This is a genomic window from Chitinophaga sp. (assembly GCF_035564935.1).
In the GTDB taxonomy this organism is placed as follows: domain Bacteria; phylum Bacteroidota; class Bacteroidia; order Chitinophagales; family Chitinophagaceae; genus Chitinophaga.
The window spans coordinates 1-12,229 of sequence record NZ_DATMTE010000557.1 but is presented as its reverse complement, the minus strand read 5'-3'; the positions used below and the strand labels follow the sequence as shown (position 1 = coordinate 12,229).

Below are 12,229 nucleotides of genomic sequence, written 5' to 3'. Positions count from 1 at the left end.
ATCAAGGAAATCATTAAAATCAGCGTAATCAGTGTTCCAAGACAATCGCCGAAGGCGATCCCCTCCGCTGCATTATTGCTGAAAGGCATTCCAGCCCTGCGCCACCAGTTTGAACTTGTTGCCTCCTTTGGTGAGGATGTGGGCCCCTTCGGTAATATCGGTCATGTAGCCGATGGCACTGATCTGTTCATTAAGTACAATTTTATCGTAGTCGGCCTGTTTCATGGTGAACAGCAGTTCGTAGTCTTCTCCGCCGCTCAGTGCGCAGGCAGTAGGATCCAGGCCAAATTTCATGGCAAGTTCCCTGCTTTCCTGGGCAATGGGGATCTTTTCTTCATACAGCACCACACCCAGGTTACTTTGCTTGGCGATATGCAGTATTTCGGAGCTGAGGCCATCGCTTACATCCATCATAGCCGAAGGCTTAATGTCTTCCTGTTGCAGGAACTCAATAATATCCTTACGGGCTTCAGGCTTCAGCTGCCGGCCAATAATATAGGTCTGGTTTTCCAGGTCGGGCTTTACGTCCGGGCTTTCCAGGTAGATCTTCTTTTCCCTTTCCAGGAGGGTAAGTCCCAGGTAGGCGGCGCCCAGGTCGCCGGTAACGCAGAGCAGGTCGCCCTTTTCAGCAGTGGATCGTTTTACGAACTGGTCGGGCGTTACTTCACCTATGGCTGTAACACTAATGATGAACCCTTTCTGTGAATTACTGGTATCGCCGCCGATCAGGTCTACCCCATACTTTTCACAGGCGGCGTACACGCCTTCATAAAATTCGTTCAGCGCTTCCAGGGAGAAGCGGTTAGAGAAGGCAATGCTCACGGTGATCTGTGTGGGCGTGGCATTCATGGCGTAGATATCCGACAGGTTTACTACCACCGATTTATAGCCCAGGTGTTTCAGCGGGGTATACATCAGGTCGAAGTGGATGCCTTCTACCAGCATATCCGTGCTGATCACAGTTTGTTTGCCGAAGTGGTCAATTACTGCGGCATCATCGCCTACACCCAATACAGTGCTGGCGTTTTGTATTTCTATGTTCCTGGTGAGATAGTCGATTAATCCAAATTCTCCCAGGTCCTGTATTTCTGTTCTTTCCTGTTCCATCTTCCCAATACTTATTTACCGTTAACAAGATCTAATAATGCACTATGGATATGGCCGTTGGTAGCCAGTATCTGCTTCTGGTAAGGGGAGAAACGGTTGCCTGAAAAATCGGTTACTTTTCCTCCCGCTTCTTCCACGATGAGGTAGCCGGCGGCAGAATCCCATGCCTGGAGATGGTGCTCATAAAAACCATCGAAGCGGCCGCAGGCCACCCAGCATAGGTCTATGGCTGCTGAACCCAGCCGGCGAACGGGAATGCCTTCTTTAATTACGCGCTCAAAAACCACCAATGGATTATTGGGCATGTCCTGCCACTGGTAGGGAAAACCTGTTACCAGGCAGGATTTTGACACCTCTGCTTTGGTGGACACATGGATCGGCTTGCCGTTCAGGGTGGCTCCCTGTCCTTTCTCTGCTACAAACAGTTCATTCATAAAAGGGTTGTAAACCGCTCCCAGCACCATTTCCCCGTCTTTTTCCACACCTATGGATACACAACAAATGGGAATGCCATTGGCGTAATTAACAGTTCCATCTATGGGATCAATGATCCATTTCACGGAAGAATCTGTTTTTATTTCACCTACTTCCTCACTCAGGATAAAATGATCTGGATAAGTTTCCCTGATAATATTGATGATAGCGGTTTCAGATTTTTTATCCACTTCTGTTACCAGGTCATTGACTGTACTTTTACTGCTCACCTCGAAAGGACCGTTGAAATATTGTTGCAGTATTTTTCCGCTGGCTTCAGTAGCTTTGAGTAAAGTTGTTTTTAACATGCCGCAAAGGTAATACGAATTACGAATTATGAATTGCGAATTATAACCTACACATTTTGGATATTTTATATGTATAGATGACTTAATGTTACTACATAATCTGTAATTCCGAATTATCTGTCAACTTATATTCAAGATTCCACTTATTTTTGTAGTTCAATTAAAGAGAGGGAAAGTTAATGGCCATCATAGGTAATCTTATTTCCAGGTCACTACGCATCAGGAAGAAGTTCACATTTAAGTTAGGAACACCTCGCCAATACCAGCTGCAGGTGCTGCATCGTTTGCTGGAGAAGGCCAAGGATACAGAGTTTGGTCGCCACTACCAATTTCAGGAAGTATTGGACAGCGCTAATTTTATAGCGCATTACCGCGATAAAGTACCCGTGCATAACTACACCAAAATGCACGCAGAATGGTGGTACCGCTGCCTGGAAGGCGAAGCAAACGTAAGCTGGCCGGAAAAGATCAAGTATTTTGCACTGAGTTCAGGTACTTCAGAATCAGCCAGCAAGCACATACCCGTTACCAAGGCCATGCTGAGAACAGTGAAGAAAGTAGGTGTGAAGCAGCTGTATTCAATGGCCAATTTTAATATCCCGCCACGCTCCTTTGAAAAAGGCATCCTCATGCTGGGCGGCACTACTTCATTATTTGAGAAAGGCGATTACTACGAAGGAGATATGAGCGGCATCCAGGCCAAAAATATCCCAAAATGGTTCCGCCGTTTTTATAAGCCTGGTGGCAAAATTTCCCGCAAACCGAACTGGGAGCAGCGTATTAAGCTAATTGTACGCAAGGCAAAAGACTGGGATGTGGGTACTGTTTGTGGCGTACCAGCCTGGGTACAGATCGTACTGGAAGAAATCATCAAATACCACGGGGTTAAAAATATCCATGAAATATGGCCCAACCTGGCGGTATATATTCATGGGGGCGTATCTTTTGAGCCTTACCGCGACAGCTTCCAGAAGCTGCTCGGAAAGCCCATTGCGTTCATTGAAACCTATATGGCTTCGGAAGGATCTTTTGGCTTCCAGGCACGGCCTGGTACCAGGGGCATTAAGCTGGTGCTGAATGCCGGGATCTTCTATGAGTTCATTCCTTTTAATGAAGAAAACTTCGATGCAGAAGGGGAAGTAAGGCCCAATCCTAAATCTTACATGATCCATGAGGTGGTGGAGGATGTGGAATATGCCGTGATGCTGTCTACCTGCGCAGGGGCATGGCGTTACCTGATCGGCGATGTGGTGAAATTTACTTCCGTAAAGGAACATGAAATTGTGATTGTTGGTCGTACCAAGCAGTTCCTCAGCCTTTGCGGGGAGCATATGAGTATCGATAACATGAACAAAGCCATCGATAACGTTCAGAAGAAAATGGGGATTACCGTCCGTGAGTTTACCGTAGCAGGCTTCCCTTATCAGAACCTGTTTGCGCACCGCTGGTATGTAGGTACGGATACACCGGGTGTGGATGCGGAAAAAGTACGCGAAATCATTGATCAAACCCTTGCAGAGGTAAACGATGATTATGCCGTGGAACGCTCTGCAGCCCTGAAGGAAGTATTTGTGGAGATATTACCCAACGATGCGTTTATAGATTACCTCCGTTGCAAAGGCAAGGAAGGCGCCATGAATAAGTTCCCCCGTGTAATGAAAGGTGAAAAACTGAAAGACTGGGAGAAATTTCTTGCCGGAAAAACCGTTAAGAGTTAAGTTGCACCTGTGACACGGAAATTATACGCATGATAGCATCAATTGTAGCGGGACTGGGGCTTGGATTATTTCTTTCTTTATCGGTAGGCCCGGTAATATTCGCGATTATTAAATACAGCATCAATAACGGCTTTAAGGCAGGGATCAGTTTCGCACTGGGCGTGTCTTTCAGCGACATCATGTTTGTGTTGACAGGTAACCTGGCCACTTCTTTTATCAGCGGCCTGGAAGAATACAAAAGATCTATCGGCATTGTGGGCGGCTTTTTACTGATAGGGATGGGCGTTTACGGGCTGTTGTTTAAAAAAGTAAAGATCAGTACGGGAGATGAAAAACCGGAAATGTTCCGAACGCACGACTATCTTAAAATCTGGCTTGCCGGTTTTTTGATGAATACACTGAATCCGGGCGTGATCATTTTCTGGTTGGGGGTTTGCGTAGCCAACAGTGCTACCACAGCCGGGCACCGGATCATAATGTACACGGTTTGCTTAAGCCTGGTGTTATCGGCAGATATCCTGAAAGTGTTCGTATCTGATAAGATCCGTCATAAACTAACGCTTACCAATGTAGAATGGCTGAACCGCATTGCAGGCGCAAGTATGATCATTTTCGGGGTGGTATTGCTGTATAAAGTATTATTTGATGTTGGCGCAATGGGCCACTAGAATATTCGTAAAAGAAAAAGCCTTCCGTATATCACGGAAGGCTTTTTTTTTATTGGAGGTGTTTATTATCCTTTGATGGTCCAGGTTTCGTTACCTGCCAGTAATTTATCCAGGTCGCCGGGGCCTTTTTTAGCCAGGGCTTCTGTTAACTGGTAGCCCATGATATCTTCATAGGTAGGGCGGAAAGCCTCGTAGAAGATACCGAACGGACGGGGTAAATGCCCTTCAATACGCACATCGTCAAACATACGGGTGAGCAGTTGCGCTTTGTAGAAATCATTTTCATCATGGATCCACAGGTCGCTTTCTGAATACCCGTTACCCAGTTCCACTACTACCGGCTTTAAGCCATCGAGGCGGATGCCTTTGTTTTTGGCGGCGCCAAACACCAGCGGTTTGCCATGTTCTATAAAGATGGTTTCGTCGGCTTTGCTGCTTTTTTCTGTGAAGGCTTCAAAAGCGCCGTCATTGAAGATGTTACAGTTCTGGTATATTTCCAGGAAGGAAGCGCCTTTGTGTGCATGGCTGCGTTTCAGCATTTCCTGCAGGTGCTTGGGATCACGGTCCATACTACGGGCAATGAAAGTGGCATCCGCACCCAGGGCCAGGGCCATTGGGTTAAAAGGATGGTCGATACTGCCCATTGGAGTGGATTTGGTCACCTTATTTTCTTCTGAAGTAGGAGAGTACTGTCCTTTCGTTAAACCGTAGATCTGGTTGTTGAACAACATGATGTTCACATCAAAGTTACGGCGCAGCAGGTGAATGGTATGGTTACCGCCAATGGATAAGCCATCCCCGTCGCCTGTTACGATCCACACGCTCAGCTCAGGGCGCGCTGCTTTCAAACCGGAAGCAATGGCCGTGGCGCGGCCGTGGATAGAGTGCATCCCGTAAGTGTTCATATAGTAAGGGAAGCGTGAAGAACAACCGATACCGGAAACGATCACAATATTTTCGCGGGGCACTCCCAGCGAAGGCATAATAGTTTGTACCTGCTTAAGTATAGAGTAGTCGCCGCAGCCAGGGCACCAACGTACTTCCTGGTCCGTTACAAAGTCTTTTGACGTAAGTGGCGCCTGCGGGGCTATAGTTGCTGTTGACATTAGTATGAGTTAAAATAAAAATATTATAGAGTCCGTAAAGTTACGATAGATAGCTGTAATTATCAGCTCACTGTGCCTGTAATTCTTCCCAGAATTCTGCCGCCCGGCGGGTATGCGGAATCACAATAGTGCCACCCACAATGTTGGCCACCGCAAATATTTCATACATTTCTTCTGTGGTAACACCCTGTTCATACGATTTTTCAAGATGATATTTGATACAATCGTCGCAACGCAACACCATAGAAGCTACCAGGCCCAGCATTTCCTTAGTTTTGGTGCTCAGCGCCCCTTCTGCATAAGTATTGGTATCCAGGTTGAAAAGCCTGTTAATCACTTTATTCTGTTTGCCCAGTATTACCTCGTTCATCCTGGCACGGTAGTCGTTAAACTCCTGGATCGCATTGGCCATATAACTGCTGTTTATGATGTTAGTTTATCGTTTCACCCAATAAAGCTATGAAAGGATTTACAAATATAGATTAATCTACTGGTTAAGTAGACTTCTTGCCCTATAACCTATATTTATGGATCATAACCAAAAGTTATTACTACTAAAGCGGCGCTCAAATCAGTCTATTGCTATAATAGACTTTTGTATATTGAGTAGATAAACCCTCTTTTTCAACAAGATCTGCAATCTGAATGAACACAACAACCAACTTCTCCCTGCTGCTGGCACTGGCAATGTGCACAGGCATTACAATACAGGCACAGGAAAAAAAGCTCACCGGGTACGATGCCAGCGCAGCCTCCCGCCAGCTGGAACTGGAAAACCGCTTCGATAAACAGTTAAGCAGCAACCATATAGGCGAAACCATCAAAGCATTATCTTCCCAACCTCACCACATTGGCTCTGCCAGGGGTAAAGCGGTAGCAGAAGACATCCTGCAACGTTTTAAAAGCTACGGATGGGATGCGGAAATAGTGACTTACCAGGTGCTTTTCCCTACTCCAAAGGAACGCGTGGTAGAGCTGAAAGGTCCCACTACCTATAAAGCGCTGCTGAAAGAACCTGCCCTGAAGGAAGACGCCACCTCCGGCCAGGAAGGCCAGCTGCCTACTTATAACGCCTGGAGCGCCGATGGCGACGTGGAAGGGGAACTGGTATACGTGAATTACGGCCTCCCTGAAGACTATGAATACCTGGACCGCGCCGGCATTAACGTAAAAGGTAAAATAGTAATTGCCAAATACGGCCGTTCCTGGCGCGGAAGCAAGCCAAAAGTAGCGCAGGAACATGGCGCCGCCGGCTGCATTATCTACTCTGATCCGAAAGACGATGGCTACTACGCAGGCGACGTATACCCGGAAGGCGCCTTTAAAAATGAATATGGTGTGCAACGTGGCTCCGTGATGGATATCGTGATCTATCCCGGCGACCCGCTTACACCCAATACAGGCGCCACCGCCAATGCACAGCGGCTCGATCGCCTGCAGGCGCCCAACCTGCTGAAAATACCTGTGCTGCCTGTCAGCTACCACGATGCCGCCCCGTTGCTCAAATCCCTTGAAGGGCCTGTAGCGCCGGACGATTGGAAAGGCGCACTGCCATTTACCTATCATATTGGCGGAGGCAAAGCCAGGGTACATCTAAAACTGTCGTTCGACTGGCAAATACGTCCCTGCTATAACGTAGTCGCCAAACTGAAAGGTAGTGAACAACCCGACCAGTGGATTATCCGTGGTAATCACCACGATGCCTGGGTAAACGGTGCCGCGGATCCCATCAGCGGGTTGGCCGCTCTCCTGGAAGAAGCCAAAGCCATCGGCGCATTGCACAAACAGGGATATCAGCCAAAGCGCACGCTGGTTTACTGCGCCTGGGATGGGGAAGAACCCGGATTGCTGGGCTCCACGGAATGGGTGGAAGACCATGCCAAAGAGCTGAAAGAAAAGGCAGTTGTATACATCAACTCCGATAACAATGGGCGCGGCTTCCTGAATGCCAGCGGCTCCCATGCGCTGGAAACACTGGTGAACGAAGTGGCCCGCGATATTACAGACCCGCAAACCCAGGTGAGCATCCTGGCTCGCCGGCAGGCAGCAGACGTGCTGAAAGCCGCTACGCCAAAACTGAAAAAGGAAAAGCTGGGCAAACAAGGCATTGCCATTGGCGCCATGGGCTCGGGTTCCGACTATTCGTCTTTTCTTCAGCACCTGGGAGTGCCTTCTCTTGATTTTGGTTTTGGGGGAGAAGATGCGGGCGGTGAATATCACTCCATCTACGATTCTTACAACGATTACACCCGGTTCAAAGATCCCGGCTTTAACTATGGCGTGGCGCTTTCTCAAACTGCAGGCCACACCGTTTTGCGTTTAGCCAACACCGTTACCCTGCCCTTCGATTACCGCAAACTGTACGAAACGGTGAACGGGTATGTGAACGAGCTAACGGAACTCACCACCAGCCTGCGGGAATCGACCACCATAGAGAACCAGTTGATCCGCGATCACAAATACCAGCTGGCCACAGATACCGCCAAACACCTGTTGCCGCCGCTTCCCAAATCAGAAGTGCCATACCTGGATTTTTCCCCCTTGCAGAATGCCCTCATAGGTTTGGACACCGTTACTGCTTCATTGGCCACCAGGAAAAACCTTCCCGCTGCTGCCAACAAAGCCCTTTACCAGGGAGAGCAACAGCTGCTCAATGATGCAGGTTTGCCTGGACGCAACTGGTATAAGCACACCCTGTATGCTCCCGGCTTTTATACCGGTTACGGCGTTAAAACCATTCCCGGTGTAAGGGAAGCCATTGAACAGCGCCGCTGGAAGGAAGCGCAGGAGCAGATCGGCGTAGTAGCGGCGGCTATTAACCGCTTAGCAACCTATTTAGCGAGTATCCGCTAACAGGCGCGCCTGTTAGCGCTGCCTGCCTGCTTCCCTGAGGTAGTCTTTCACGCCTTCCACGATAGCGGTGACCAGTTCCCGTTGGAAAGCGGGATCCAGTACTTTCTCCTCGTCGCCGGGGTTGCTGAGGAAAAGGGTTTCCACCAGCGCATCCGGGAACTCGGTAGGGTTGTTAAGAATAAAATTGAAGTCAGAATTATTCCCGAAATCATAAAGGCCGGTTTGCAGCAAGCGCTCGTGGATAGCGGCATTGAGCGGTTCGCAGAACGGTTGCTTATAGTAAGTGGCCGTGCCATATACATCTACAGGGTTGCCGGAAGCATTGAGGTGAATGCTTAGCAGCAGGTCAGGATCAGTTCTGCGGAAGAAAGAAAGCCGGTCTTCGTTGGCGACAAACTTCTCCGTTGTGCGCGACATGATCACGGTAGCCCCTTCTTTTTCGAGTAATGCTTTCAGTTGCAGGGAAAGCACCAGGGTCATGTTTTTTTCAACGGCGCCGGTGAGGCCTGTAGCGCCGGGGTTGCTGCCGCCATGGCCGGGATCCAGCCCTATTACCAGGTTTTTTAACGACAGGTTTTGCGGTACGCGTTTAACCTTTACCGTGATACGGTTATTATCGTAGTACACCTGGTAGCCCCATGGTGCATGTTGCAGGGAAATCACCATGCGGCATACATCTGGCGATGGCTGCCCCCATGCTACCGATGTAATTTCTTTGGTGTTCCGGAGCGGGGTGTTGAGTCCTTTTTCCGCATAAGCGCCGTGGATATCGATGATGATCTTTTTGGAAGAAACCAGCTGCGTGGAAGTATAAGGAAGCTTATCCGATAGCGCTACAGATACATAATCATATTTTTCATCTCCCCATATTTTGGCGTCGTCTGCAATGCTTACGGGAAGCTCTTCCTGTGGTATCTCGGTGTCTACCAGCGGTTCAGGAATAAAGGCCGTGGTGTGCGACGATAACTTTACTTTGTAATAGTCGCCCTGCCTGCCTACAATATGTAAAAGCACATCTTTATCGAGGTAGCCGATCTTATCAGGCCCCAGCCGGTCGCCATGCGCACTGGCAGTGAGGTAGGTCATGTTATCGATGGTGCGTCCGGTGAAGGGTATTTCATTGTGCATCACGCTGTAGCGGTAAGGGCTGCCCAGGATAGCTGTTTCACCGCTTTGTTTGCGGAGCCGTACCATAATTTTTCCATTCAGAAGTGAATCACGTGGCTGTATTACATACATGCCACTGTAAAAGCCGGGTACGCCGCCTGTTTGTGAAAGGGGCATTTCTTTCAGGGGTACCTCATTGAACCAGCTGGCGCTTTGGCCGGGATAGCCTTTCATCTTTATCCGCAGTGTATCGCCTTCGGAAAGCTGGAGGTTTCCTGACGGCGATATTTCTATATGATCTATCCGGAAAATACTGGTAGCTGAAGGGGCGGGTGGCTGGTTGTAGTAATAGGTGATATTTTTCGTATATGTTTCCCCGTTAGGGGTGGTGGCAGTAACGGAGTAGGTATTTCTGCCGGTAGTCAGTTCATATTTCACAGCAAAGGTGCCGGTATTGTATACGTGTACGGTGTCGTTATTGATCCTTACTGTGCAGCCAACACAGGTACGGCCTGCAATAAATTGCCGGGAAGTGTTTACATTATTCTGCTCCCTTGAAGGCTGACTGATACGCAGCGTTGCCTGGCTGCTTGCAAAAAAGGGGATACAAATGGCAACAAGAAACGTAGAAAACAACTTAGCTAATAGCGTCATACCCTGTCATCAATATCTTTGAAAGATGGTAAAGATAAGCAGGTGAGGGGAATAGGAAAAAAGCTTTTAGATAAATGCAGCGAAATAAAATATCCCGCTGCATTTATCAGTTGCTTTGCGCCGGTGGTTACCAGCTGTATTTATTGTCTGCAATCAGTTTGTCCGCAATTCTTCTGCGGGCGTCTTTTGCATTAAATGGTTCTGCTTTGGTAAAGCGTTTGAGGCCCAGCAGCATCATACGTTGTTCATCGCCTTCCGCAAACGCGTTGATGGCATCCTTACCGGATTTATTGATACGGTCGGCCGCGTCGTAAATGAAGGTGCGTACAATATCGGCCTGCAGGGAAGCGGCGCTTTCTCCTTTGCTGTTAGTGAGCTTAATGAGACGAAGCAACGCACTTTCCGCCACAAAGGTTTCAATGGCCATATCGGCAATATCCATCAGGATTTCCTGTTCGTTTTCCAGTTTCACCATCAGCTTCTGTGCAGCAGCGCCTGCGGCCATGAGGATAGCTTTCTTGAAGTTAACGATCATCTTCCTTTCTTTACTGAAGGCACTTTCATCATCATTGCCGAAGTCGGGAATGCTCATCAGTTCCTTCATTACATTCATGGCGGGCGTCATCAGGTCCAGTTTTCCTTTCATGGCGCGTTTCAGCGTCATGTCGAGGGTGAGCAACCGGTTTATTTCATTGGTGCCTTCAAAGATGCGGTTAATGCGGGAATCGCGGTAGGCTTTTGAGATGATGTATTCATCACTGAAACCGTTACCACCGTGAATCTGTACGCCTTCATCCACTACATAATCCAGCACTTCGGAGCCGTTTACTTTCAGGATGGCGCATTCTACCGCATATTCTTCTGCTGCGCCCAGTAAAGCTTCATTGAAAGGCTTACCTTCTGCCAGCAGTTCTTTTTCTTTTTCATCGATCAGTTGTGCGGTGCGGAAAAGCGCTGATTCTGAAGTCCAGGTACGGATAGCCATTTCCGCCAGTTTATGTTTGATAGCGCCGAAGTTGGCGATGGGTTGTTTAAACTGGGTGCGGGTATTGGCGTATTGCACGGAGGTGTTGATACATTTTTTGGCGGCGCCCAATGCGGCAGCGCAAAGTTTCAGACGGCCTATATTCAGGATGTTGAAAGCAATGAGGTGGCCTTTACCAATTACGCCCAGTACATTTTCAGCAGGCACTTTGGCATCCTGGAAATAGATTTGCCGGGTAGAAGATCCTTTGATCCCCATTTTATGTTCTTCTGCGCCGAGTGTAAAGCCGGGTGTTCCTTTATCTACGATAAAGGCAGTGAATTTATCGCCGTCAATTTTCGCAAACACGGTAAACACATCGGCGAATCCGGAGTTGGTGATCCAGCTTTTTTGCCCGTTCAGGATATAGTGCTTGCCGTCTTCGGTTAATTTGGCGGTGGTTTTAGCACCCAGTGCATCGGAGCCGGAATCGGGCTCTGTAAGGGCATAGGCGCCTTTCATCTCGCCGGTAGCCAGCTTGGGAATATATTTCTGTTTCTGTTCTGCGGTACCAAAATAAAGAATAGGTAAGGAACCTATACCGGTATGGGCGGCCATGGCAACGGAGAAAGAGTGCCCAGCACCCAGTCCTTCGTTGATAATAGTAGCCGTTACAAAATCTTTACCCAAACCACCGTATTCTTCCGGGAAAGAAGCGCCCAGTAAGCCCTGTTCGCCCGCTTTTTCCAGCAGCGAGGGCATCAGTCCTTCTTCCAGCTTATCTATCCGCTCCACGATCGGTGTTATCTCTTTACTGATAAACTGATCTGCCATGTCTTTAATCATCAGCTGCTCTTCCGAAAAATCTTCGGGAGTAAACACTTCTTCGGGAGCACTCTCCTTAACCAGGAATTCGGCGCCTTTGAGCGCAGTCTTATTTTCAACTGTTGCGTCCATGTTGCTGTATTTTTGGTAGTTCTGTAATTTACTGAAAAAAGCATTAAGCAAAACCGGTCACCGGGAGGGCTACACTGATTTCCCTGATACCTTACATTTTAACTTACTGAATGTAAACCAAAAGCGCCATTCCCGTTAAAGGGAAGGGATTTTTAACAAAAAATAAATAGATTTAGGGGAAGGTGCAGGTGGTAAATCAATAACGGGGTTTTCTGACCCGGCGGATGTAAAACTGTAGCAGGTTGGATAGCTTCACCTTGGAATTTCACAGCTTACTGTATGGACGCTCCCGGGTTAAGCCGGATCGCACCCG

Annotated in this window: 9 protein-coding genes; 3 read left to right on the top strand and 6 right to left on the bottom strand. The window is 48.3% G+C overall.

The window, feature by feature from the left end; translation table 11 throughout:
* Positions 1-72: 72 nt before the first annotated feature.
* Positions 73-1,107: a thiamine-phosphate kinase gene (thiL, locus tag VN105_RS14485; RefSeq protein ID WP_325642080.1), complete on the bottom strand. Its 1,035-nt coding sequence runs from the start codon at positions 1,105-1,107 to the stop codon at positions 73-75.
* 11 nt (positions 1,108-1,118) lie between these two features.
* Positions 1,119-1,889: an inositol monophosphatase family protein gene (locus VN105_RS14480; RefSeq protein WP_325642078.1), complete on the bottom strand. Its 771-nt coding sequence runs from the start codon at positions 1,887-1,889 to the stop codon at positions 1,119-1,121.
* 179 nt (positions 1,890-2,068) lie between these two features.
* On the opposite strand from VN105_RS14480, the gene VN105_RS14475 reads away from it, so the two are divergent.
* Entirely contained in the window at positions 2,069-3,607 is a 1,539-nt protein-coding gene (locus VN105_RS14475; RefSeq protein WP_325642076.1) for a GH3 family domain-containing protein, read from the top strand.
* 29 nt (positions 3,608-3,636) lie between these two features.
* Positions 3,637-4,275 (top strand): LysE family translocator, encoded by a 639-nt coding sequence (locus VN105_RS14470; RefSeq protein WP_325642074.1) that lies wholly within the window; start codon positions 3,637-3,639, stop codon positions 4,273-4,275.
* 65 nt (positions 4,276-4,340) lie between these two features.
* On the opposite strand, the gene VN105_RS14465 is transcribed toward VN105_RS14470, so the two are convergent.
* On the bottom strand, positions 4,341-5,381 hold the full coding sequence (locus VN105_RS14465; RefSeq protein WP_325642072.1) for a 2-oxoacid:ferredoxin oxidoreductase subunit beta: 1,041 nt from the start codon (positions 5,379-5,381) through the stop codon (positions 4,341-4,343).
* Between the two features lie 67 nt (positions 5,382-5,448).
* Complete coding sequence (locus tag VN105_RS14460) at positions 5,449-5,793, bottom strand: carboxymuconolactone decarboxylase family protein (protein ID WP_325642070.1); 345 nt, start codon at positions 5,791-5,793, stop codon at positions 5,449-5,451.
* Positions 5,794-6,026: 233 nt separating this feature from the next.
* Between VN105_RS14460 and VN105_RS14455 the strand changes: the two genes are divergently transcribed.
* Entirely contained in the window at positions 6,027-8,234 is a 2,208-nt protein-coding gene (locus VN105_RS14455) for a transferrin receptor-like dimerization domain-containing protein (RefSeq protein ID WP_325642068.1), read from the top strand.
* A gap of 12 nt (positions 8,235-8,246) precedes the next feature.
* On the opposite strand, the gene VN105_RS14450 is transcribed toward VN105_RS14455, so the two are convergent.
* Positions 8,247-9,995 (bottom strand): N-acetylmuramoyl-L-alanine amidase, encoded by a 1,749-nt coding sequence (locus VN105_RS14450; RefSeq protein WP_325642066.1) that lies wholly within the window; start codon positions 9,993-9,995, stop codon positions 8,247-8,249.
* A 127-nt stretch (positions 9,996-10,122) separates the two neighbouring features.
* On the bottom strand, positions 10,123-11,916 hold the full coding sequence (locus VN105_RS14445; protein WP_325642064.1) for an acyl-CoA dehydrogenase family protein: 1,794 nt from the start codon (positions 11,914-11,916) through the stop codon (positions 10,123-10,125).
* Positions 11,917-12,229 lie beyond the last annotated feature (313 nt).